21 protein-coding genes are annotated in these 23,639 nt (G+C 51.1%); 20 read left to right on the plus strand and 1 reads right to left on the minus strand.

All coding sequences use genetic code 11. The annotated features are described in order from the left end of the window. The first annotated feature begins 224 nt into the window (after positions 1-224). From TH25_RS22735 to TH25_RS22810, 15 genes are all read left to right on the plus strand, one after another. Positions 225-698, plus strand: coding sequence for a hypothetical protein (locus TH25_RS22735; RefSeq protein WP_114090550.1), 474 nt, complete (start codon positions 225-227; stop codon positions 696-698). A gap of 49 nt (positions 699-747) precedes the next feature. Further along, positions 748-1,098, plus strand: coding sequence for a hypothetical protein (locus tag TH25_RS22740; protein ID WP_147253073.1), 351 nt, complete (start codon positions 748-750; stop codon positions 1,096-1,098). A 41-nt stretch (positions 1,099-1,139) separates the two neighbouring features. Beyond that, the gene (locus TH25_RS22745; protein WP_114090552.1) at positions 1,140-2,015 is read left to right on the plus strand and encodes a hypothetical protein; all 876 of its coding nucleotides are present in this window, start codon (positions 1,140-1,142) and stop codon (positions 2,013-2,015) included. Between the two features lie 97 nt (positions 2,016-2,112). After that, on the plus strand, positions 2,113-4,848 hold the full coding sequence (locus tag TH25_RS22750; RefSeq protein ID WP_114090554.1) for a toxin VasX: 2,736 nt from the start codon (positions 2,113-2,115) through the stop codon (positions 4,846-4,848). Next, on the plus strand, positions 4,848-5,717 hold the full coding sequence (locus TH25_RS22755) for a hypothetical protein (RefSeq protein ID WP_114090555.1): 870 nt from the start codon (positions 4,848-4,850) through the stop codon (positions 5,715-5,717). Before TH25_RS22750 ends, TH25_RS22755 begins: the two co-directional genes overlap by 1 nt. Before the next feature lie 242 nt (positions 5,718-5,959). After that, entirely contained in the window at positions 5,960-6,772 is an 813-nt protein-coding gene (locus tag TH25_RS22760) for a hypothetical protein (RefSeq protein WP_147253074.1), read from the plus strand. Between the two features lie 357 nt (positions 6,773-7,129). After that, complete coding sequence (locus TH25_RS22770; protein ID WP_114090559.1) at positions 7,130-7,645, plus strand: Hcp family type VI secretion system effector; 516 nt, start codon at positions 7,130-7,132, stop codon at positions 7,643-7,645. Between the two features lie 227 nt (positions 7,646-7,872). Continuing rightward, complete coding sequence (locus tag TH25_RS22775; protein WP_114090560.1) at positions 7,873-9,978, plus strand: type VI secretion system Vgr family protein; 2,106 nt, start codon at positions 7,873-7,875, stop codon at positions 9,976-9,978. 3 nt (positions 9,979-9,981) lie between these two features. Beyond that, on the plus strand, positions 9,982-10,239 hold the full coding sequence (locus tag TH25_RS22780; RefSeq protein WP_114090561.1) for a PAAR domain-containing protein: 258 nt from the start codon (positions 9,982-9,984) through the stop codon (positions 10,237-10,239). A gap of 87 nt (positions 10,240-10,326) precedes the next feature. Next, on the plus strand, positions 10,327-11,286 hold the full coding sequence (locus TH25_RS22785; RefSeq protein ID WP_114090562.1) for a DUF4123 domain-containing protein: 960 nt from the start codon (positions 10,327-10,329) through the stop codon (positions 11,284-11,286). Continuing rightward, a complete protein-coding gene (locus TH25_RS22790; protein ID WP_114090564.1) occupies positions 11,279-12,244 on the plus strand; it encodes a hypothetical protein in 966 nt (321 codons plus the stop codon). Before TH25_RS22785 ends, TH25_RS22790 begins: the two co-directional genes overlap by 8 nt. An 11-nt stretch (positions 12,245-12,255) precedes the next feature. Then, complete coding sequence (locus TH25_RS22795) at positions 12,256-13,902, plus strand: esterase/lipase family protein (protein WP_147253075.1); 1,647 nt, start codon at positions 12,256-12,258, stop codon at positions 13,900-13,902. 8 nt (positions 13,903-13,910) lie between these two features. Next, a complete protein-coding gene (locus TH25_RS22800) occupies positions 13,911-14,252 on the plus strand; it encodes a hypothetical protein (protein WP_147253076.1) in 342 nt (113 codons plus the stop codon). A 99-nt stretch (positions 14,253-14,351) separates the two neighbouring features. Then, positions 14,352-15,533 carry a tetratricopeptide repeat protein gene (locus TH25_RS22805; RefSeq protein ID WP_220151487.1) on the plus strand — a complete coding sequence of 394 codons (1,182 nt, stop codon included), beginning with the start codon at positions 14,352-14,354 and terminating at the stop codon, positions 15,531-15,533. Beyond that, complete coding sequence (locus tag TH25_RS22810) at positions 15,530-16,402, plus strand: alpha/beta hydrolase family protein (protein ID WP_114090569.1); 873 nt, start codon at positions 15,530-15,532, stop codon at positions 16,400-16,402. Before TH25_RS22805 ends, TH25_RS22810 begins: the two co-directional genes overlap by 4 nt. A gap of 4 nt (positions 16,403-16,406) precedes the next feature. On the opposite strand, the gene TH25_RS22815 is transcribed toward TH25_RS22810, so the two are convergent. After that, positions 16,407-18,515, minus strand: coding sequence for a tetratricopeptide repeat-containing sulfotransferase family protein (locus tag TH25_RS22815; RefSeq protein ID WP_114090570.1), 2,109 nt, complete (start codon positions 18,513-18,515; stop codon positions 16,407-16,409). Between the two features lie 46 nt (positions 18,516-18,561). Between TH25_RS22815 and TH25_RS22820 the strand changes: the two genes are divergently transcribed. The 5 genes from TH25_RS22820 to TH25_RS22835 all read left to right on the plus strand — a co-directional run bounded on the left by TH25_RS22820 (position 18,562) and on the right by TH25_RS22835 (position 23,462). Continuing rightward, positions 18,562-19,062 (plus strand): hypothetical protein, encoded by a 501-nt coding sequence (locus tag TH25_RS22820; RefSeq protein WP_114090571.1) that lies wholly within the window; start codon positions 18,562-18,564, stop codon positions 19,060-19,062. A 128-nt stretch (positions 19,063-19,190) separates the two neighbouring features. Beyond that, positions 19,191-20,282: a helix-turn-helix domain-containing protein gene (locus tag TH25_RS22825; RefSeq protein WP_114090572.1), complete on the plus strand. Its 1,092-nt coding sequence runs from the start codon at positions 19,191-19,193 to the stop codon at positions 20,280-20,282. 481 nt (positions 20,283-20,763) lie between these two features. Beyond that, on the plus strand, positions 20,764-21,822 hold the full coding sequence (locus tag TH25_RS22830; RefSeq protein ID WP_114090573.1) for a helix-turn-helix domain-containing protein: 1,059 nt from the start codon (positions 20,764-20,766) through the stop codon (positions 21,820-21,822). Positions 21,823-21,913: 91 nt separating this feature from the next. After that, positions 21,914-22,180, plus strand: coding sequence for a hypothetical protein (locus TH25_RS24810; protein WP_147253077.1), 267 nt, complete (start codon positions 21,914-21,916; stop codon positions 22,178-22,180). 244 nt (positions 22,181-22,424) lie between these two features. Then, a complete protein-coding gene (locus TH25_RS22835) occupies positions 22,425-23,462 on the plus strand; it encodes a helix-turn-helix domain-containing protein (protein ID WP_114090574.1) in 1,038 nt (345 codons plus the stop codon). Positions 23,463-23,639: the final 177 nt, after the last annotated feature.

The raw sequence follows: 23,639 nt of genomic DNA on the forward strand, positions 1-23,639 counted from the left end.
GAACGCCGGACATTATTGAAAATGCGCCTAAGAAATTACACCTGACATGGTGGAAATGGGCCGTTTTTCCAGTAGCAAAACTGCCGGAGGATATTGATCAACGTGCGGAAGAGTGGTTGCGATTACATCAGAAAAAATGAGGCATGAGATCGGAATATAGTAATTGTAGGGTTTTTGTCTCCGCATGGATAATTCTTTGAGCATAAAGGTGTCATAAGTCCAATATGTTAAAATCAAAGAAATCAGGGTTGGGCATAACGCTGGAAAAATATTTTAACGCGTCTCAATTTGAAGGGATATCACGTATTTCCCAGGATATTGTTGATGTAGAGAAATATGATTTTGGTCGTCGGAAAATGATTGCGGGTATTACCGCAGTTGCTACTTGGATCAGTACTGTAAGATATGCGGTTCTACCTTATCTAAACGGCGGATTTGAACAGATTGATCATTTTTTAGGTCTTTTAGGGCGTGGATATTTGTGGGGGGTGGATGAAAGTTGGAGAGAATCTTATTTGAATGATTGTTTGCGAAATCATATCTTGGCTTGTAAAAATACGACGACGCCATTGCAATATGTTGTCATTCAATTTTATGACGATCCGAAGCACTATATTATAACAATTATTGGTGCCTTTATTATATTATTGGCTTTTTTTTTATTTTTTTATCCGTCGTCCGGCTCCGTTCAGAGTTAATCGGAAAATTGGTGCTATTTATGGCTGGGGCCTGGGGAAGTTCTGGATCTTGCCGGCTTCTGAATTTGAATTTTCATATAGAGGCGAATGGGACCCGCTGTCATGCCGGTTCTTTACCAGTGGTCCAATGGTTGTTCGCCTGCAGAACGCGAAAAACCCGAACGAGACGCGTAAATTCAAACTGGGCGGTTATCCGCATTGGGATCGATTACATGGCCAGGTTTTGGGAAAAGCGATCACTGCGTTCCTGAAAACATCGCGAACGCCGGACATTATTGAAAATGCGCCTAAACGATTACCTCTGGCATGGTGGAAATGGTCTATTTTCCCTGTGGCAAAACTGCCAGACGATATTGATGCCCGCGCCGAAAAGTGGCTCAAGAAACATAAATATTTGTAACCTTTTGGCTTTGCCTATCTGGAGAATTTTAGGAACTTTTGATGACGACAGAAAAGTCAAATGCCATTTATCTGGGGATCGCGCTTCGTGCATCAGGAATAGCGGATGTCGAGCGTTTTTTTCATGGTTTAAAATTTGTTGCTGGGTTCACAGCAGTTTTTATCATGGCCTCTACCCTGATTTATTTTTTTCAACCTTATGAAAAGAATGATGAAGCGGGAACATATGATCAGGATCAGGAAATGAGCGCGTGGGAGGATAGAGCATATTTTCTGGGTTATTTTGGTTATGGATATTTGTGGGGGCATCATGAGTCTTGGCAGCGTACTTATTTGAAGGGGTGTGTTCAAGATGAGTCTTATGGATGCACCAAAGATACGACGCCTTTCCAGTTTATGTTGCTTCAGATGAAACGGCACCCGAGGACATATTTCGATATATGTATCTTTTTTTTAGGTTGGGGCTGTCTTAGCTTCGGTTATTTTTTTCTGCGCCGTCCGGCTCCCGTGCGCTTTAATCGTAATCTCGGTGCTATTTATACGTGGCATCGGGGAAAGCTTTGGATACATCCTCTATACATATTTGATTACAGCTGCCAGTTGAGCCGGGATGTTTGGAATGGCGGTGGGTTTAACGGCCCAATGGATATAAAATTAAGATCATCGCAAAATCTGAAGAAGAGAAAAACTTTCAGACTTGGAATATATCCCTTTCCTGGTGAAGAATATGGCCTATTCCTGGGCGAAATACTGCATGAATTCATGTTGGGTACTTATGAGGATAGCGAACGCGGCTGGCCGAAAAATCTGAAATATCGCTGGTGGCACCGGTCTGTTTTGGGTCGGAAGAAACTGCCGGAGGATATTGATCAACGTGCGGAAGAATGGTTGCGGTCTCAACAAAAGAAAACACACTGATCCACGCCCTTGCGGGCGAAATTAAAGACAATGAAGGTGCAGATTAAACTGCATCGGGGCAAAGCCCGGTTGGAACACAAAAAAGCGAGCAAACGACATGGAATATGGTGATTTTTCTGCGAATGCAGATTCAGAAGAAACGTTTTTCCCCTGCCAGCGGAGCAGTATTCCCATTCTGCCGGTGCGGTTTTCACTGTTGCCCTATGACCTTGAAGGTGTGCAGGAACCGACCTCGATCGGCAATCCGGGATCATATATCATCCGCACGCTAAGGCGCGGGTTTGTTTATGTGTATGTCGAAAACCCGCAGGAAACCGATGACGCCAGCGACCGCAAGGGGCCTGGCGCCTGGTATGTGTTTCGCTATGACACCAAGGGCCAGGATATTAATGGCGACTTCGTTCCTAGTGATACCGACAGCTACCATCGTGCCGATTACAGCTTCACCAAATATGAGTGGACGGATAATTACGGCGCCGATACCTGGAAATATGACAGTTCCACCCCGGCCAGCAAAACCATCTGGGTGCCGAAATGGGCCAGCAAGGTGTGGCTGGCCTATAGCGAATATCGCTGGCCGCCGTCATTTTTCCGGCAAGGCCATCAGGAAAGTTTCCGCCAGCAGATCATGCAGCCGGTTAATTTGCGCGGGCAAAACCAGTGGGCGGCCTATATTGGCAGGGCCGAAGAACTGGTGGAGGAATATAAACCAACACCCTTGCGCACAGACCCGACGCTGGCCGCCCGTTTAAGCCTGTCGCAAACCAAATTTGCCACGGCAACCCCGCCGCAAATTTCGGATGAATGTGCCATTGTTGCGGCCCTGCATGATCCGCTGGGTGATATTCTGGAAATGCAGTTTCGCTATGCCGCGAAAATCGAGCACAAGCAGAATTTCGCCAATGCCAATGTTTATCCGTTAACGATTGGCCGGTTTTGCGAGGCGGTGAAAGACCAGGTTCCCAAGCGGGATGAATGGTATCAGTTTCAGGATCCCGCCTTTGCCGATGGCTGGGAGGTGAGTTATCAGAATCTGAAATCGATCATTGATGCAATTGACAATACGCTGGACGAACTGGTCACAGCGATCAATCTCAGCATTGGTAATGAAAATGACCATCATCTTGGCAAGCATTTAACACTTGGCTTTGAACAGCAAAATGACCCGGATGCCGTGGGTTATGCGTCCCTGTTGTTGGGGCGTGCGCTTGCCGGTCTGGGGGCGACGGCCAAGGGGCATATTGCCATTCGCAAGGGGCTTGGCGGGGCAGAGGATATTCCCGATGCCGACCAGAATAGTGGCTCGTCCCTGAATAAACCGTTGCGCCTGTTCATGAAAGCCTGGAGCGGATTTAGCCCCGGCGTGTTTGAACGCATCCGGAACTGGCAGTTTTCGTTTGATATTACCCTGGAAGCGATCGCGCTTGAGGTTGCCGCCGAGCGGGCGGTGCTGGAGGGGGACGAATTTCGCAATGCCGTGTCTAATGCCTATCGTCGGTCGTCAACCGGCACAATTATGCTGACCAAACGCACGGTTTCCTATGTCGATGCCGTGAAGTTCCTGCAAGGTGCCTTTGATGACGCGCAGGTGGAAGATCTTCTGGCCGGTATTAGCCCGACAGGGCAATTGCACATGTCCGCCCTTGATACAAGGATGCCAACGGTGGACATCCCGGCCGTTGAAATGAACGGCAAGCTGGAGCTGGTTGGCGGTTTGCGGGCGGATCGTACCATTCGATCGATTGAAACCGGAACCGCCGGAATTGGCGTGTTGCTCGGCGCCTGGGCATTGGTTGAAACGGCAACCGCCCATAAAAAGGCCAACGAGCTTTTTGAAAAGGGGGCAATGACAGGCTTTCTGACCAGCAAGGAATTTACCCTGACGGCAACGGCAATCGGGGTGGCGGATGCGTCGCTGGGCCTAGCCTCCAAAACCATGAAAATGGTCGCGCCCGCCCAGCAGATCACCCAGGACGCGCTGGAGGTCTTGTATAAAAAGGCCATTCCGCAAGGCGCGGACGATCTTATTTATGCGCCGCGTCTGGCCTCTGCCTCCGGGATCGGGCGTGTGGTGACGACCTGGCTGCCGCGTGTTTCGATTTGCCTGGGCCTGGTGATGTCGGTAGGCGGCATTTATCGGGGGGTCGAGCGCGATGACCCCGCCGAAATCATTGGCAATTCCGCCATGCTGATCGGGACGGTGCTGATGCTGTTTCCGGCGACCGCCTGGCTTGGGGCGGTTGTGCTGCTGGTCGGGCTTGGCGTTACGTTTTTGGCCTATTCCGATATCGAGGATGTGGTGCGCAAATGTTTCTGGGGCAGTCATGCGCCCTATTGGGAATTGCAGGTTCGACCGTCACCTCAGGAACTGATCGAGGAAACCCGTAATCTGCCGGGGCCGTGGAAACAGCATCTTGAAGAGGAAATCCACTGGTTTGAAGATTTGCTCTGGACCATGACGATTGAGAATAAAACCGCCGACGATGGCATGTTTGTCATTGAAAGCCCGGCCTTTACCGAAGAAACGCCCGGTACACTCGATTTGAGTATCCGCGAGCTTTATGGCCGTTCGTGGCGTTTGAGCTATGATTTGTCCAACGGGGAAATCAGTGGCGATGACAGCGGGCAGATCCATGTTGATGCAATGGCGGGGTCTTCGACAATTGTCGTTAAAATTGATCCGCCCGCAGGGCCCGATCAGCAACGTCATACGCCCATGACCGGGTATTATTACGGGCCGGTTGATACGGGCGATTTTGTGCGTGCGGAATATACCCGTGGTGAAACCGGCCAAACCTATACGGCACGTCTTAGCGGGGAAGGGCATCTTTAATGGTGTCTTTGTCTGATAAACCGGCATCCGGGCTTGACGGTGTGGCACGTCCGCATGCGGATGTGATTGATGTGGCCCAGTATTCGTTCGGTCGCTGGAAAATGGCCGCAGGTCTTGTTGCCCTCGCAACATGGCTTGCGACCTTGTGGTGGTTATTTTTGCCCTATGTGATGGGGCAGGCAACTCCGATTGATAATTTTCTCGGTAAAATCGGACGCGGTTATTTATGGGGTGAAGATTCGCTTTGGGCGCAGACTTATGCAAACCAGTGCCTGACAAAAAACTATTTTGGCTGTTCAGGCGATACCACACCGTTTGAATTTATTGTCCTGCAATTTCACGCCAGTCCCAAGTCTTATATCGTCCCCATGTTCGCACTCGGCTTGGTCGCGATCTGCGCTTTTGCCTGGTTCTTCATGCGACGTCCGGCTCCTGTGCGATTTAACCGCAAGATTGGTGCCGTTTATGGGGTTTCTGCCGGTAAATTCTGGATCCTCCCGGCGGCGGATTTTGACTTTGTTTATCGCGGTGAATGGGATCCGCTTTCCGGTCGGTTTAACAGCAGTGGACCGATGACGGTCTGGCTGCGAAATGCGCGAAAACCACCGCAAAAACGTAAATTTGCGTTAGGCGCCTATCCGCCGGACTGCGATGAATATGGCAAACAGCTTGGCGCGGCCCTTCAACATTTCCTGGCAGGGAAACCTGGCGACGACCGCATCGCAAATGCGCCCGATCACATGCCACTAAAATGGTGGCAAAGCTCGCTATTTGGTGTGGCGAGTTTGCCCAAGAATATTGATTCCAAGGCAACGGACTGGAAGTTGAAATATGCCAAAAATCTGCGTGATAAACAAAGTTTTGATTAATAATGGGCTCCCAAACCCGGATGGATAAAAATCCAGATAGGCGACTACGCGAATAAAGGGTTATGACATGAAGTGCTGTGGTTTTCCAGTAATCGACGATTCAGTATAATCAATGTTGCATTACGAAAATAATACTATTTTCATTTAACCGGTACGTTTCTCTTTGCTCTCTTCCGATCTTGACAGTGCCGTAAGGTTAAAGAAGAAATTTTGAAAAACGGAATGTATATATGAGATGTTTCGTGTTGGATGAGGTTGGTTTTAAGAGGTTCAAGTTAGTTTTTCTCTCTCTTCTTTTCTCCTATCCGGTCTTGATGTATTACGTATATGTTGTGAACCCTTCCCCATACAAACCTGACATTGGCATTTTTTCACTTGATGAGGGTAAAACCTTTAGTGATTCGTTTCTTGATCGTTACGGGAGGGGCTATTTATGGGGGGAATCGAAGTTATGGACAATTGGGTACGAAAAATATTGCTTGAAGGACCATTATTATGGTTGCACGAGTTCAACTTCGCGATTTGAATATTTTCTTCAGATTATCGATATGAATCTTTCAAACTATCTAATGGATGTTGTACTTCTTGCCTGGACTTTGGTGTCGTTTTTGGGAGTGTTTTTTTATCGCAAACCGCGGGGCTTAATCGTAAATATGGATATTGGCGCAATATACACTTGGGAACGGGGTAAGTTGTGGATATTGTCTATCGGCGGAAGTTATCAAAGTGATGATAGAGTGAAAAGCTTGATTGAGGCCAACCGCCCGGACCAAGCGGTTTTTGTCAAATTGTTTCTTGGTCACAATCCGCCGAAAAGAAAGATGTTTGGTATTGGTGACGTAATTAACATGGCTGTTTTAACAAATTTGAATCTCGCCTTTAAACTGCGTTCATTGTTGCTTGGGCGGCAAGACTTCAGTTACGAAGATTTGAATTTGTTGAATACCTATAAGTGGTGGGAGCGTTCAATTCAGGGGCGCAAGAAATTTCCGTCAGACATTCATGATCAGGCTGCTGCATGGATGAAAAGGCATGCTGATCTGTCGGCTTCATAGTCATGTGCATGCTGTCAATGTCGACCGTATCCCGCTTTGCAATATGAAGCGGGATTTCGTTTTTTGGGGCTGTGCGAATCACAGTGTCATTGCGCTTTCAAATGGTACTGAAAAAGGCCCTCAATTACGGCGTGCGGGCGGATTTCCGCTCGGGCGGGCGGAAATCCGCCCGATATTTCAAAATTTGAATTGGTGAAAACCCTGTTTTAATCAATATTATCAATAAGTTATTCCGAAATGAAAAAAATGCGAAATTTGTGAAATTTCGGGCAGACGCTGCTCAATGGGTTGAGGCATGGTTCTTTCACACCGAACGCGGTGAAACGATTTGTCCAACTTGTTAATGGAGATTTTCCTATGCCGATGCCAGCATATCTTACCATCGAAGGCGAAACCCAGGGCCTGATCACCCAGGGTGCCACCACCTTTGACAGTATCACCAACGAATGGCAGGCCGGCCATGAAGATGAAATCATGGTTCAGGCTTTTGATCATTCCGTGATCACGCCGCGTGACCCGCAGTCGGGTAATCCGACTGGCACCCGTATTCATCAGCCGGTGACCTTCACCTGCACCCTGAACAAGGCTGTTCCGCTGATGTATAACGCCCTTGTCACCGGCGAGCTGCTGCCGAAGGTTGAACTGAAATGGTACCGCACCCAGGCATCCGAGCAGGTTCACTTCTTCACCACTTCGTTTGAAGAAGCCCTGATCGTTGATATCAACTGCGCCATGCCGCATGCCAAAGATCCGGCCACCAAGGACTTCACCCAGCTGGTCGATATCAAAATGACCTATCGTAAAATCATGTGGGAACACGTGGTTGCCGGGACTTCCGGTTCCGACGACTGGCGCGCCCCTGTCCAGGCTTAAGGTCTGTTTTTCCCAACCAGACCTGCCGGACCTGTTTATCGGGTCCGGCTTCCTCTGTTTGTGCGGTTGTGTACAAGGGCTGGCAGGATTTTTTGTCATTCGGCCACGTTTTTGCCACTTCCGCACGTCAGGGTTGCAGCTTCCGGGTGAAAACCGGTTCTTTTGGTTTAAAGGATCTCCCGGTTGGGGTGTTTTAATGTAATCGCGTTCGCAGCAAGAGGCGCACCATGAATCATATCATTTCGGAAGAAACCCTCTCGGGGCTGGCAAAACGGTTTTTATCGCAGGACCAGGATCTGGCATTCGCCTTTACCGGTGCGGTCGGTGATTTTTCCGTGGTTGGCTTTGAAGCACGCGAAACCATTAATGCACCGTTCGAGATTTCCATCAATCTCGCCTCTCCCGACCCGGCGATAGACCTGCATTCCCTGATCGATGCGCCGGGATGCCTGGGCATTTATAATAAATATGATGAAGTGCGGTATTTGCACGGGATCGTAACCGAGGTGGAACGGGGCGATAGCGGCATTCGCCGCACCTTTTATTCCGTTACCCTGCGCCCGACATTAAGCCGCCTTGATCACGGATCGGACAGCCGCATCTGGCAAACCAAAACCGTGCCCGAGATCGTGTCCGAGGTGTTCAAGGAATACAGCATTACCGATGTGGAATGGCGCCTGAATGGTCAGCATGCCCCGCGTGAATATTGCACCCAATACCGGGAAACCCATCGCGCTTTTATTGAACGCCTGTTGTCGGAAGAGGGCATTTTCTATTATTTTGAACATTCTGAAAACAGCCACAAGCTGATCCTGACCGACGCGCCGCTAGCAACGCCAATGCTGCCGAATGCCGGCAAGATCGAATATAATTCCCGTCCTGGCGGGCAAAATCGCGGTAGCTGGATCAGTGCCTTTTCCCAGCGTGAAAAGCTGCGTTCGTCCAGCTACGAGATGAACGACTATACCTTTAAAAACCCGCCTGCCAATCAGCGCCGTAATCAGGCCGCGCAGGAAAATAACGGCTTGCAGGCGGATTATGCCCTGTATGATTACCCCGGTCGTTACAAGGACCCGCGTGTTGGCAGCGATTTTACCAAACACCGGATTGAAAGTGTGCGGGTCGATGCCACCACCGGCCACGGCCAGACCAGCAATATCCAGCTTTGCCCCGGTTTTCATTTCGAGCTGACCGGCCATGACGATGCCAGCGCCAATGGCCGCCATCGTATTTTGTCGGTCCAGCATAGCGGCACACAATCCGCCGCCCTTGAAGAGGATGCGGGCAGTGGGGCCACCACCTACAAGGCCAGTTTCACCACCATGCCGGGCCATTTGCCCTATCGTCCGCCGCTGGCGCAAAAGCCGCTGGTGGATGGTCCGCAGATCGCGCATGTGACCGGACCGGAAGGCGAGGAAATTTACTGTGATGAATTTGGCCGCATCAAGGTTTGGTTTCCGTGGGACCGTCATGGGGAAAAGAACGAAAATTCATCCTGCTGGATCCGTGTCAGCCAGAACTGGGCCGGGGGGGCCTGGGGGCACATGGCGATCCCGCGTATCGGCCATGAAGTGATTGTCGATTATCTGGAAGGCGACCCGGACCAGCCGATTGTTACCGGCCGCACCTATCATGCCACCAACCGCCCGCCTTATGGCCTGCCGGAAAATAAAACCCGGATGACAATCAAATCCCAAACCCACAAGGGGGAGGGTTATAACGAACTGCGCTTTGAAGACGAGGCGGGGCGTGAAGAAGTCTTTATGCACGCGCAGAAAGACCACAATACCATCATTGAAAACAATGAAACCCACCAGATCGGTAATGACCGGTCCAAAACCGTTGCCCATGATCAGAGCGAAAGCATCGGTAACGACAAGACCATCAATGTCAAAAACGATCATACCGAAAATATCGGTAATGACATGACCTATTCTGTTGGCCGTAACCAGCAGGAAAAATACGGCAAGGATCACGTCCATACGGTGGGCAATATTCACAAACAGTCGATCTATGCCGACCATCTTTACGAAACCGGCCGCAACTACGAGGGCTCGGTCGCTGGAACCTACAAGATGGATGTGGGTAAAACCATCACGACGAATACCGGCACCCATACCTTGATGGCGTTTGAAAAATTCATCATCAAGGGGCCTGGCGGCAAAATCACCCTGGATTCATCGGGCATCACGCTTGAAGCGCCGAAAATCAACCTGAAGGGTGCGGTGTCGATGGGCGGATCAGGCTCCGCCCAGGTGCCGACGCTTTCGATGGCCGCCAACGAAGGTCTGCCGATTTGCGAAGAATGCGCCAAAAAAGCCGCGGAGGAGTAAGCCATGAAACCGGTAGCACGGGTTGGCGACAAGGTGGATTGTTCCAAACATGGCAGCGGCACCATTTCGGCGGGCGGGCAGTCGTTGGTGGATGGCAAGCCGGTGGCCCGTGTGGGCGATAAATGCAGTTGCGGTGGCACCATCACCCAGGGATCCAGCCAGTCGATGGATAATGGCAAGCCGATTGCCTATGTCGGCTGCGCCATTAGCTGTGGCGGCACCATTACCTCGGGCTCGCCAACGGCAAAGGTAAAGCCCTGACCCAAAAACGGGTCAACTGGACGAACAAATTTGACGGTGATTTGACGATTTAGGGAACGTGATTCTGTCATAGGTTGGGTGGACGTGATGTCTGTATCCGAGGCCTGGATTGGGGATTGTCATCTAAAAGAGATCGACGGGCAGCGAGAATGTTGCTGTCAGGTCGCCGTCTGGGCCGATGGTTTTGACGTTTTTCACGCCCGTCTTGAAGAACACCTTCAGGCGCAAGGCCTGAGTTTACTGTGGGTGGAAGAAGGTCTTAGCGCCCCGCATTATCTGCGCCGTCATCGAGATCAACAAAGCCGGATTGGTGTTCTGGCCCGTGCGGTACATGCCGGACATCCTGTTGAATTTGGCCCGCTGAATTTTCACAATGTCGGGGTTGGGCTAGATACAGAACAAAATTACCTCGTTTACGAAGACATTGCCGATACAGCCCCACTGGACGACCAGTTTGGGGCTTGGCCGGTTAAAAACGTCCCGAAGATGTTGCTTGACCCGCTATTTGGGCAGCCGGAACCTGATTCCTCCGCGATTGAAGATGATGGCGATGTCGCACAGGTTCCCGTGATGCGGACCTATGCGGTCATAGACGCCGCCAAACTGCAATCCGGCTTTGACGAGATCGCGGAATGCGGTTTGCGTTATCGATGTCTTTTTAAAGGGCAGGCCGCGCAGGACCTTAAAGATGTCGCACCTTTACTGCTGGAGCTTGATCCGTCCGCTGATATGACGCGCCGGTTATTGACCTATAATCCCAAACTGCCCGAGAGCATGACAACCGCCCATTTGTGGCACAAGGAGCCGGGAATTTACATCCGCTCCCGCATGGGGTTCGAGGATATCTGGCGGCATTTCCGCAAGTTTGTCCGTATTCAGGATGAAAGCGGAAAATGGTTTTATTTCCGGTTCTGGGAGCCATCCGTCCTGAACCAGCTTCCCGCCATATTAACGCCGGAAAACGGAAAGCAGTTTTTTGCCAAAGACCTCACATTTGTTGCGCTAACAGCAAACCCCAACGCAGGCAGGATCATCCGACGTGTTTGAAAAACTGGTTTTACATAGTCGCAAAGTTCTCATGCTCGTGCTTTGCACGCTGGTTATGGCCTGTAAACAGGAGGCGGACGTGGATACGATCAATATTGATGATGTGAAAGTGGATACCAGCGACTGGCGTGATTATTGCGTTGGCTATCATTCTTTAAAAATTCCGCCCGGGCTGAAACCCTCGTTCCACCCGGCCACGAATATTGACTGGCAATACCCGCATATCGAACGCAATTTTCAGGGTTCGGCGCTGGATTATATTCATGGACATGAACGTTTTGGTGAAGCTGTTTTTTCTACGCGGGTGAATGGTTGGGATTTTGTTGTTGCGAAAGAACAGCGCTCGAGAAGAATTTCAGATAATAGCTTAGTATTTTTTGGTGCAAAGAAGGTTGCAGATGATGTTTTATCGTTCAGCCAAGACGCATCAGTCTCAATTGTAGGTGATGGTTCTGATCCTAAATATCGTACTTTTTACGAAAATTTGAACGCCGAGCCTGCCACCGAAAAGAACAAATCAACCGGGTTTTGTTATGATGGATATGTTTTCTCCGGTTATAATCCTCGCCATTTATATGATTTCACCGTTGATATTTTGAGTGGATCTGAAAAAGGCCGTCATGGATTTGAACTGGTACTTTCGCAAAAGATGGAGTCTCCAAAGTCAGATGATCGACCGTTGGCCCCGGTTGGGGATATCAATATGTTTCCCAATATTATCCAGTCTGAACAAGAGGATATTACCGGAGGTCGTGGATATCGCGGTTCCATGACACACATTTGGGATGCCCAGGATGGCGCTGACCGGCACTGGATCAAGGCGCTTTTCATGGGGCCAAAGAAGAATGTCAAAACGCCTCTTATCGCGATAGAGACGATTGGTGATATTCGTGCCCGGAATTGGGAACATGACAAAAAAGAGTTCTTGGGGTTCCTGGGTAATATTAAACCTAATTGAGGAGGCGTATTTTGATTCAGTGTCCTAAAGATGTTGTTGTACCCGTTATTTTCATTCCCGGGATCATGGGGTCGCGCTTAAGGCAGAAGGCCAATCCAGATAAAGTAATGTGGGATCCTGATGATGTTGCTCTTATGCTAAAAAAATACGGTCTTGCAGGCGGGTTTTATATTAACCCATTACACTTTACCGGGATAGGGAAAGCCTTTGAAAACGCCGACATGTCTGTGCCTGGCGATCATACGTTGGAGGGAGCTTCTGTAGCTTTGTCTGCCAGTGCACGAAAAAAGGCTCTTATTGGTGGGGCGTCATTCAACAAAGACTATCTTGAACCAATGGAATATTCGGACCATGAGAATATTTCCAATGCTTCTGATGGGTTTTGGGGATCGCAGGTCGAACGAAATTGGGGATCTGTCGCCTGGAGTTCTTATGGATCCATCTTGGAAAAACTGGAACAGCAATTTCCACAAACACTAAGCCTGACTGTAAAAGAGGTTAACCCGGAATTCAATCTGGTGGAAATGCCGGTTTTTGCGTTGGGATATAACTGGTCGGCATCCAATGACGATTCTGGAAAATATGCCGCAGATAAAATAAAGCAGTGGGTCGCAAAGGCAAAGCAGCGCGCGGCAGATATTGGTGCACAATGCCCCGGGGCGATTGTTTTGACCCATTCGATGGGCGGGCTTGTTGCCCGGTCTGCGGCCATGATCCACGGTGCGGCAGGTGATATATTCGCCGTTTTACACACAGTTATGCCAACAGATGGCGCGGCAGCGGCCTATAAACGTTTTCATTTCGGGTTTGAACATCCTGAATTCAGTATTTTTTCGCCCATTGATGGTGCGTTTGAAAGGGCCGGATATGTGGTGTTGGGGCGTCAGGGTCAGTTGGTCACGGCTATTTTGGGGCATATGCCCGGTGGGCAGGAATTACTGCCCAACAAGCGTTACAAGGATAATGAAGGTAAGGCTCAATGGCTGACGGTTAAAAACCCGGAACGGAACTGGGCGGTTAAGTGGTTTAGCGATGACGAACCGTTTATTGAGCTGCCGAAACGCAATCCCTATACCGAAATCTATCGTCGTGAAGATCGGATGTATCGGGCGGCAAATCCGGAATGGCTGTTTCCGGAAGGGATGGAGGATCTGCCACCCACGAAATCCGGGTTTCAGTATTTTTCTGAGGTAAATAAAGATGCTGAATTGTTTCATGACATTTTGGTTTCTTCCGGCGATTTCCACGAAGTGACGTATCTTTGCTACAGCGATGATCCGGGCCTTAAAACCTATGACCGGGTTGATTGGGAGAGCGCGAAACCTTTCGGGTCATGGGGGCGGGATGTGAGTGAAAAAGATGTCTCGGCGGACAGGACCGAGGATTATCGGCGGGAAGGTTTGCTGTGGGGCAGTGAAGAGGACAAGGAAATTTCTGGCGGCTGGGTTGGCACGGATTTCAAAATTGCCGCCCCAAGCGGTGCAGGTGACATGACGGTGCCAGCCAGTTCGGGGCGGTTTGCCGCTGCTGTGCCCAAATCACGCCGGACGGGTCATAAAAGCGGATATATGCACGAACCCGCCCTAAAAGCGGGCATTGTGGAAACCTGGGTGAAAGACACGATGGTCGAAGTTTTGGGTAAATGCACGTTGTATTGAGGCACGATATGATGTTGTTGAATGCACAAGAACTTGATGGTCTGAAAGATTCAGCGCAATCAAGCCGCAAAGGCAGATTAAAAGCGGTTTTTCTTGCCGAAATTGCCGCGACCCCGTCCGGCACTATGTCTCCGGCATCGTTCTTTGATCGGAATTTTGAGGCGGCCCTCGCGCTTCCCGCTCTTCGCGACGATGAATTGCTTGATTTGTGCCAGATCGCCTATTGGCAACAGATCGATCTGCAGGTTCTGCCTGCCTATCAACGTTGCAAGAAAGAACAGAAATGGCCCGGCAGGGCATTGTATCTTTCGGCAATATTGGAATCTGTTAAAGAGAACGTCATTTCCTGATGTTTGTCGGGTATTTCCCGTATCGGTTCAGGGGCTGATTTTCAGCTTGCATGCGGGGCTGATAGCGACAATTGTCTATGCTGTTGGATCAGTAGCCTGATGACAGATGGAACAGCAATGACGCCGATGCCTGCCGCCACCGATGGTTCCGCGATGGAACAGAAAATCCGTTCCGCGCTGGAAAAACAGGAATATGCAACCGTTGAATCCCTGTGCCGCGAGATGCTGGTGCAATCGGGTCCATTGCATGTCTGGCGTTGGTTGGTTCTGGCCTTGCGCCAGCAGGGCAAGGCCGAAGAGGCCCGTCCCATTCTTGAAATGCTGGTCGAACAGGTGCCCGGCAATCTCGAAATCCGTTTTGATCTGGCAGAAGTTTTACTGCTATTGGGCGAATTTGGCCGGGGTTGGCGGGAATATAAATATCGTTACAGTTTGGGCCATACCACCCATATGGATCGCAAGGTGCAAAAGCCGTTATGGGATGGTCGGCGATTAAGCAATCAGACCCTGCTGATCCATGACGAGCAGGGCTTTGGCGATACATTCCAGTTTTTGCGTTTGGTCGAGGCGGCAAAGGAACGCAGCCAGGCACGCATCGTATTGCAGGTGCGCCCGGAACAGGAAGGTTTTGCAAGGCGGCTGGGCACCAGTGATGATGTGATATTGCAAGGCGACCTGCCGCCTGATTTTGACCAGCATTGCCATCTTATGACCCTGCCCATGGCCCTGGGGTTGAAGATGGCGGACCTGCCGGGGAAAATACCCTATCTGTCGGTGGATCCGGCCCGCTTGGAAAAATGGCAACACCGCCTGAAGGATGTGCCACGCCCGCTGGTGGGGTTGGTCTGGGCGGGGCGGCCAACGCATTTGAATGATGCCAATCGCTCACTTTCCTTTGCGCAACTGGCCCCGCTTGCCGATGCCGGGGTGACTTTTGTTTCCGTGCAAAAGGGCGATCGCGCAGTTGATGCCCAAAAGCCGCCCAAAGGCATGAAATTATTGAACCTGTCAGAAGAAATTGACGATTTTGAAGATACGGCGGCGATCTTGCAGGTGCTGGATCTGTTAATCTCGGTGGATAGTTCGCCGGTTCACCTTGCCGGGGCGCTGGGATGTCCGGCCTGGGTGATGTTGCCTTTTGTGCCGGACTGGCGCTGGCTGTTAGACTGCGATGATACCCCGTGGTATCCCTCGGTGCGCCTGTTTCGCCAGCCATCTATCGGGGACTGGCAGAGTGTGATGATCCATATCCGCACTGCCCTTGCGGAGAAATTTGCGTGACGCCGATCCGTTCCATGATCGCCCTTGCCGGGCTTTTGATGCTGACAGCGTGCGGGGGCGTTGCCGCACGCCATGAGGTGCGCTCTGCTCTGGTTGCAAATGCCGATTGGCAATCTGGCGTGGTCCAGGCGGGGCTGTTTGATATTGCCGCGTCCTGGTCGCAGGTTACAACGGGCGAGACGTTGTTTGTGTATCTGGAAGGGGACGGGCTGGCCTATGTGACGGTCTATCGCCCGGCACAGGACCCGACACCCAGCGACCCGGTCGCTTTGCGCATGGCCGTGCAGGATATTCATTCAGCAGGCAAAGCGGCGCAGCCGGTGCTGTATCTGGCGCGGCCCTGCCAATATACGCTGCCGGAACATGGCCGAAATTGCAGCCGTAAATACTGGACAACCGGGCGCTATGCCCCCGAAATTGTTGCCAGCCTCAGCATGGCCCTTGACCAGTTCAAACAACGGTTTCAGGCCCGTCATATCGTTCTGGTCGGTTATTCCGGCGGTGGGGCGCTGGCGGTATTACTGGCATCTGAACGTTCGGATGTGACCGGAATTGTAACCGTGGTGGGCAACCTGGATTTGGCTTATTGGGCGCAACGTGACGGGTTAACGCCACTTTCCGGGTCTATTGACCCGGCGGATGTTGCGCCGAAAATTGCCAATATTGCCCAGCTCCACCTTGCCGGGGGCCGGGATGATGCCGTGGGGCCCGATGTGACACAGGCCTATATGGCGGCTTTACCGGCTGGGGCAAAGGTGGAAATGCTGGGTTTTGATCAGTATGATCATCACTGTTGCTGGGCGCGGGACTGGCGGGAAATCTCGCAGCGTCCCGAATTTTCCCGCATTCCCTATTGGAGCACCCCGTAACGGCCTATTTTTCGGCCAGTAGAATATCCGTTAGCGGTTTTAACTGCCTGGCGTGTTTTTGCCAGCGGCCGATGGCGGTTGTGTAAATCGGTTCGCGCACCTGGTTAACGCTGGCAGTTCGGATGCTGCGGGCTGATGTGTAAAATTCAAGGCAGGCCGCATTCCAGGGCAGGCCGATAAAATCGGTCAGGCGGCGGGCTTGTCCTTCCAGGTCGGCGACGGTCTTTTCGTAATCGATTTCGATGAAGTTTTCGGGTGGTAAAATGCTGCGCCAATGTGCCATTAATTCCTGATAGGCCAGATAAAACGCGCCCAGCTCTTCCAGGTCATAGCAAAACAACTGTTCTGCCGTGAACAGTTTGCTATAGCAGGACAGGCAGGTATCAATCGGGTCGCGACGGCAATGAATGATTTTGGCATTCGGAAACATCGCATGGATCAGCCCGACATAGAGGAAATTGGCAGGCATTTTATCAACATGATAGCGGCAGGTTCCGGCATTTTCCTGCGCCATTGTCAGATAATTTTCTGCCATTTCGGCGAGCCGGGCCGGGCTTGAACTGGCAACAAATTGCGGGTAGGGGCCAGCTTCCTCTATGATGTTTTGCAGTTTCGTAAGCTCCCCGGCCGGAAAAATATCGGGATGCGCACCCAGTATTTGTTCGGTCAGGGTGGTGCCAGAGCGCGGCATGCCAACAATGAAAACCGGCATTTGCGATGTATTCCCCTGACCGGCATGGTTTTGCAGCCAGTCCTCTGTCATGGTCGCAGCAATATGGCGCATCCAGTCGCGGGTTTTATCCACGTCAAACTGGAATGTTTTGCGTTTCATCTGGTTGGCACGGGTCAGATGGTCAAACGCCGTTTTGGAGGCACCGGTATCCAGGTGAACCTTGCCCAGCAGAAAATACAGCATCATCTCGTCGTCAACCGACAGGCTGAATTCGCCCTTTTCATATTGCGCCTTCAGGGCCAACAGGGCCTTATAATCGGCATCCCTGGACCGGAAGGATTTAAGGTCGGCAAGGTCATTCCAGGCGGCAAGACAGCGCGGGTTGCGGGCCAGAATGTCGCGCAAGGCGGCGACCGCCTGCTGCTTTTTCCCGCGAATCATATAAAGCCGGGCGACGTTCAATTGCGCCTGTTCCTGCTCGCGCCCCGGCAGGGTTGCGGCCTTGCGATAGGCGGTCAGGGCATCGTCAATTTTGTCCTGTTCATGCAAAATTTCGCCCAGGGCGTTATGTGCAGCGGCCAGATGCGGGGCTATTTCAATAGCACGCGTGATGGATTTCAGCGCGGGGTCAAGCGCACCCCGGCCCCGCAGAAGCTTGGCGCGCGCAATCAGGGCAGACGGGTGGTCCGGCGCAAAATGAAGCAGACTGTCCAGACGGCGCATCGCTGCGCCGGAATTGTTGCGCTTAAGCTCCAGGTCAACAAAATTGGTATAGGCATCAATCAGTTGTGGATTGATCTCCAGCGCCTCGCGCAGATGGCTGTCCGCCGCGTCATAGTGGCCCTGTCGTGTCAGCAAATGGGCCAGATTACTATGTGCCTCGGCATAATTGGGATGCAGGTCAAGCGCGGTCTGGTAATGCGTAAGGGCATCGTCATATCGCCCGCTTAACAGCAGCGTATTGGCCAGATTATTGCGGGCTTCCGGGTTTTCCGGTTCCAGGTCAACGACCTTTTCCAGGCACGAAACGGCCTCGGCAAGTTTGTTTTCTTCCTGCAGGATAATACCCAGATTATTCCATCCCCCCACATAATCCGGTGCTTTGGTAACGGCCTTGCGCGCGGCGGCCTCTGCCTCGGCCAAATAACCCTGCTGGCGGCAAATTTCGGCGCGATTTGCCAGATAAACGCCCGGTGCATAATCCGGCTGGCAGGCCTTGCGCATGTAATCCAGCGCCAGAGCGGGTTGTTGATAGGCGTGCGCAATCAGACCCAGCAAATGAAAACATTCAATTTGTTGGGGCGAAACATCAAGAACGCGACGGGCCAGTATTTCCGCCTGTTGTGCCTGGCCGGCATTCCAGTGGGCATAGGCGCGTTCAATGGCCTGGGGGATGGTAAGCTGTTCGTCGTTTGAACCCGTTTGATCTGTAGAGGCCATCGTTTTTTCCCACGCTGGGCACGGGCGATCCGGTGCCTGTTTCGCAATGTATTTTTTGGTTTTTATCAGTTTTGCACCCGCTGTGAAACCGGGCTTCTGGTGTGATGTCGGTCATGCTGGCGAGATGACAATAAAAAAGGCGATGGATGCCCAAACATCCACCGCCTTTATGTTTCATCGGTGCCTAGAAATGCCAGGTTGTGCGGAAGGTGGCGGTTTGCGCCTGATAGCCGGAACGCAATTCACCATCATATTGCAACCGGAAATCAAGGCTGTCGCTGCTGGCAAGGCCCAGACCCAGCGACAGCTTTGTGCCATCCGCAGCCAGGCGTTCACTTTCGATACGATAGGCCGTGCCGCCAATCTGCCCGGTGGTTTAAAGGGCCATGTCGTTTTTAGTTTAACCCCAAAACTCGAAAACGGTCGCACTGCTGGCATATCGGCCAGTTTTTGCAGGGTGAAGGTTTGGCGACCTTTTATACCATTAGTTCATAGCCATTGGGGTAATTGTCTACGTTTGAAGTATAGGGGGCGATATGTGCCATAGCTTTGGCTGGCAGATTTGTTTTTAAAATGATACCAAAACCGGTCTGCTGAACAGCCCCTCAGGTAAAGAGGCAGAAAAACCGGGTTGATCACGCTGTTTAGGTAAAACAGTTTTAGTGGAACTGGCCGATGTCCCCACTTGTTATTGAAAAGTCTGTCTTTGATACACAAGGTATTGAAGAAAGGCTGCGTTATGATGTCTGGCGCGAAAGTATCTCTTGTATCTTTAATGTGGACGGTCCGCGTGAAAGCCGTGATCCAGGGACCTTCAATGCTGTCATCAAGTCGTTGCGGGTCGGCAATCTGGTGATGGCGGAAACCAGTACAGTTGCCCAGTTGTGGCAAAGAAGGCCCGTTGAAATTGTGCGCGATGGCCTGGACCATTTCATGATACAGCTATTTCTTGATGGTAGCATGACATGGAAAAACCGCTACGGAGAACATATCGCCCGGGCTGGCGACATGGTCGTCTTTGACCTTGCCTGCGAGATGCAAAGCCAGACCAGCGATTTTAGGCATGTTTCGGTTATCATTCCCCGCTCCCGGTTGATACCCTTGCTGGATCATCCCGATCACCATCATATGCAGCTTTTACCGTCGTCATTGCCACTGGCGCGAATGCTGGCTGACTATATCGTTCTGTTAAATCGCAACCTGTCAGCGATGGACGATATTACAGGGGTAGACCTGTTTCCGACAGTCGTTTCAATGGTGGCGGCGTGCCTGAATATGGTTGGACCAGGTGGTGTGAATGACAAAGTCGCCCTGAGCGAGAATTTAACGGATTTTCGTATTCGCACTTTCATCGAAAACAATATCGGAAAGGAAGATCTGGATGTGAACCGGATTTGCGATGAATGTGGTATTTCGCGAAGTGCTCTTTATCGCTTGTTTCGGGAAGAGGGCGGGGTGCGTTATTTCCTGCGCGAGCAGCGCCTGAACAGGGCAATGCGCGAGCTGCTGGCTTATCCGGATCAACAGATTGCCATTATTGCCGCCCGAAATGGTTTTACCCATGCAAATGATTTTAGCCGCGCTTTTCGTCGGCGTTTTGGGATGACGCCCCGGGAATTGCGCGCTGCCCATGTGGCCTATAAAGCGCAACGGGAAACAATGTCGAGTGCTGCGAACCGGGAATATGAATTGTGGCTGCGCCAGATTGGCAATATGGCCCATCTCGGTCATGTTTCACCTTCTGGCAGCATGATCAAAGCGGTCTGATCACTTTAATTGTTTTGCTAATGCGAAGATCCGGTTTTCCATCTCGCAAGCAACATCTTTTCAGTAGAAAGCTCGATTGTATAGCGCGGATGCGGTATACCCGATTGTCGGACCGGCAACAAACATCAGGCTCCTGACGGACAAGATTTTTGCTAAAAAATGGCGGAAAACGTATGTTTCTTAACTTTATGATCCAAAGTGTTTTTCTTTTTCAGATGGCTGGCTATCCAAATGTCGACCTGATATAGTGGGTTCAACTGTCGTGAAGCTTAACTGATTGGATAGGGAAGATCCCTTCTCGGTTCGGTATCCTGATGATGGGCAAAAATGGTTTGCATATTTGTCAGGGTGTCTGACGGGGGGTGTTTGTTCCTGATGCCGCTTGGACCTTCACACGATAAAAAATATCCCTCAGGTAGAGGGAAAGAAAGTTGGGACTGATCATTCTGTTTAGGTAAAACAGTAGTGATGGAAGGGATCCATGCCCACACATGTGATCGAAAAATCAGTCTTTGATACGTCCCGTATCGAAGAAAGACTGCGTTATGATGTCTGGCGCGAGAGCATTTCCTGCGTTTTTGACGTTGATGCGCCGCGCGAGAACCGTGATCCGCGCCGCTTCAACGTGACGATTAATGCTCTTCGTGTTGGTGATTTGATGTTGTCGGACATGCGCAGTGTGGCGCAATTCTGGCAGCGCCGTGCGGTAGAAATTGCGCGGGACGGGCTGGATCACTTCATGTTTCAGCTTTTTCTGGAGGGGAGTGCCGCCTGGGAAGACCGTTATGGGCAGCATACTGCGCGTGCCGGAGACATTCTGGTGTTTGACCTGGCGCGCGAAATGCAATCGGTGACGACGGATCTGCGGCATCTGACGCTGATTATTCCGCGTCATCATATTGTGCCTTTGTTAAATCATCCCGATCAGCATAACATGCGCATCTTGCCGGCCTCGATGCCAATCGTACAGATGCTGGCAGAATATATCATGTTGCTGAACCGCAATTTACCACTGATCGACAAAGTGGACGGCAACGATCTGATGCCCGCCGTGACCGCGATGGTGGCATCCTGCCTCAACAGTTTTGGGCCAGTTGGCCGTAATGCGGGCGCATCAACAAACGATGACCTGGTCAATTTTCGTATCCGGTCTTTTATCCGGCAAAATCTGGGTAATCCGGATCTTGATGTGAACCGGATTTGTGACGCCTGCGGGATTTCGCGCAGTGCCCTCTATCGCCTGTTTCAGGAGGAGGGTGGGGTGCGTCATTTTCTGCGCGAGCAACGTCTGGACAAGGCAATGCGGGATTTGCTGGCGCAATCCGATACGCAAATTGCCGTGATCGCGCGTGAAAACGGATTTAGCCACGCCAATGATTTCAGCCGTGCCTTTCGGCGCCGATTTGGTATGACGCCACGTGAATTGCGAAGCAGCCGGATGGACCATGACACAGGCAGGTATGTATCCTCGCGCAAGACGGGCCCCGAATATGAAAACTGGCTGCGCAAGCTTGGCGTGACGATCGATACGGCGTTTTAAAGGCGATGGATCGCACATTTTGCGCGGGATAACCGGAAAATAGTTTCATGTGCCCTATTTCCCGCGAACATCCGGGAAATGTCGGTGGTGGATGAATTTCTACCGGGATGTAAAGGCTGTTGTTTCTTTGCCAGCAAACAGGCGATCGGCAAGGCCTGCTTGCTGGCGCAAATGTCGTATGATTTGGCGTGTATTTGCCGATGGGCAGTGGGTGCCTATGGTTGTAGTCTTTTTCAATGAAATGGTGATTGTGCCTTGTCAATTTCCTATCGCAAAGATCAGGAACTTTACCAAATCCGAGTTTTATCTTTCGGGTGGTGCAAATTTTTCAGGTTCTCTCAATAGTAGTGCAGATTGATCTTCCTTAATTCTTGCGGAATGTCTGTCGACATTAATAAACCTGGCTTATTTTTATTTGGAATTCACTACTTTAGGATAGGTTTGATAATTTGCAAGTATGGGTTTCTTTGTTTGTCTGGTACCCGTTTGGTGAAAATGGTACAAAAAATGAACTGAAATAATAATACTTCTCAAGTAGAGGGGTGGAATCAGTTCGGACTGATCATTCTGTTTAGGTAAAACAGTTGTGAGGGAAGGAATTCATGCCCGTTGATGCGATCAGGAGAGCATTCTTCGATACCGCCCGTATTGAAGAACGCCTGCGTTATGATGTCTGGCGCGAGACGGTCTCCTGCGTTTTTGACGTCGATGCGGTGCGCGAGACGCGTGATCCACGCCGTTTTAATGGCAGGGTTGGCTCCGTTTGCGCCGGTGATCTGATTTTGTCGGATGTCACTGCTGTGGCGCAATTCTGGCAGCGGCGTCCCCTTGAAATTGCACGCGACGGGCTGGATCATTTCATGATTCAACTGTTTCTGAATGGGGCTGCGGCCTGGGAAGACCGCTCCGGGCAACATGTTGTGCGTGCGGGAGACATTCTGGTATTTGATCTTGCTTGCGAGCTCAAATCGCAGGCCACGGATTTAAGGCATCTGACGCTGATTATTCCGCGCCACTATATTGCGCCTTTGTTGAACCATCCTGATCAGCACACTATTCGGGTTTTGCCTTCATCCTTGCCGATTGTGCGGATGCTGGCGGAATATTTGATTTTGCTGAATCGCAATTTGCCGTTGCTTGACAGCGTGGACAGTGATGGCTTGATGCCTGCTGTCGCCGCGATGGTGGCATCCTGTCTGAACAGTTTTGAACCAATTGGTCGCAAGGCGGAGGCATCAGCAAACGAGGATCTCGCCGATTTTCGTATTCGGTCCTTTATTCGGCAAAATCTCGATAATCCCGATCTTGATGTGAACCAGATTTGTGATGCCTGCGGTATTTCACGCAGTGCAATATACCGCCTGTTCCAGGAAGAAGGCGGGGTGCGTCACTTTCTGCGTGAACAGCGGCTGAAAAAGGCGATGCGGGATTTGCTGGCGCACTCCGATACGCAAATTGCCGTGATTGCGCGCAAAAACGGTTTTAGCCACGCCAATGATTTCAGCCGTGCCTTTCGGTGTCGGTTTGGTATGACGCCGCGCGAATTGCGCAATAGTCAGGCGGGATATGATCAGGACGTGCAGCCATTCTCGCGGGAGGCCGGGCGCGAATGTGAAGACTGGTTGCATCAGATTGGCTGAACAGTTGCATGGCGGGGCAGGTGCGGTGGTCTGCCGCATTCACGTTGATGGTCGGGAAATAACATCATGTGTCGAAAGAGTGGTCCATTTGCCCGGTTTATCGCCGTAAAAGATGAATTTTTCTAACAAGATGTCCCAGCTGTTTTTCTTTTTCCAGAAAGCTGGGTATCTATAGGA

Source organism: Thalassospira profundimaris (assembly GCF_003326755.1).
Lineage (GTDB): Bacteria > Pseudomonadota > Alphaproteobacteria > Rhodospirillales > Thalassospiraceae > Thalassospira > Thalassospira profundimaris_B.

Excerpts from the sequence above, each read along its gene's own strand:
- TH25_RS22735 (WP_114090550.1), top strand. The coding sequence starts at position 225 with ATGTTAAAATCAAAGAAATCAGGGTTGGGCATAACGCTGGAAAAATAT.
- TH25_RS22745 (WP_114090552.1), top strand. The coding sequence starts at position 1,140 with ATGACGACAGAAAAGTCAAATGCCATTTATCTGGGGATCGCGCTTCGT.
- TH25_RS22750 (WP_114090554.1), top strand. The coding sequence starts at position 2,113 with ATGGAATATGGTGATTTTTCTGCGAATGCAGATTCAGAAGAAACGTTT.
- TH25_RS22755 (WP_114090555.1), top strand. The coding sequence starts at position 4,848 with ATGGTGTCTTTGTCTGATAAACCGGCATCCGGGCTTGACGGTGTGGCA.
- TH25_RS22770 (WP_114090559.1), top strand. The coding sequence starts at position 7,130 with ATGCCGATGCCAGCATATCTTACCATCGAAGGCGAAACCCAGGGCCTG.
- TH25_RS22775 (WP_114090560.1), top strand. The coding sequence starts at position 7,873 with ATGAATCATATCATTTCGGAAGAAACCCTCTCGGGGCTGGCAAAACGG.
- TH25_RS22780 (WP_114090561.1), top strand. The coding sequence starts at position 9,982 with ATGAAACCGGTAGCACGGGTTGGCGACAAGGTGGATTGTTCCAAACAT.
- TH25_RS22785 (WP_114090562.1), top strand. The coding sequence starts at position 10,327 with ATGTCTGTATCCGAGGCCTGGATTGGGGATTGTCATCTAAAAGAGATC.
- TH25_RS22800 (WP_147253076.1), top strand. The coding sequence starts at position 13,911 with ATGATGTTGTTGAATGCACAAGAACTTGATGGTCTGAAAGATTCAGCG.
- TH25_RS22805 (WP_220151487.1), top strand. The coding sequence starts at position 14,352 with ATGACAGATGGAACAGCAATGACGCCGATGCCTGCCGCCACCGATGGT.
- TH25_RS22815 (WP_114090570.1), bottom strand. The coding sequence starts at position 18,515 with ATGGCCTCTACAGATCAAACGGGTTCAAACGACGAACAGCTTACCATC.
- TH25_RS22820 (WP_114090571.1), top strand. The coding sequence starts at position 18,562 with ATGTATTTTTTGGTTTTTATCAGTTTTGCACCCGCTGTGAAACCGGGC.
- TH25_RS22825 (WP_114090572.1), top strand. The coding sequence starts at position 19,191 with ATGTCCCCACTTGTTATTGAAAAGTCTGTCTTTGATACACAAGGTATT.
- TH25_RS22830 (WP_114090573.1), top strand. The coding sequence starts at position 20,764 with ATGCCCACACATGTGATCGAAAAATCAGTCTTTGATACGTCCCGTATC.
- TH25_RS24810 (WP_147253077.1), top strand. The coding sequence starts at position 21,914 with ATGAATTTCTACCGGGATGTAAAGGCTGTTGTTTCTTTGCCAGCAAAC.
- TH25_RS22835 (WP_114090574.1), top strand. The coding sequence starts at position 22,425 with ATGCCCGTTGATGCGATCAGGAGAGCATTCTTCGATACCGCCCGTATT.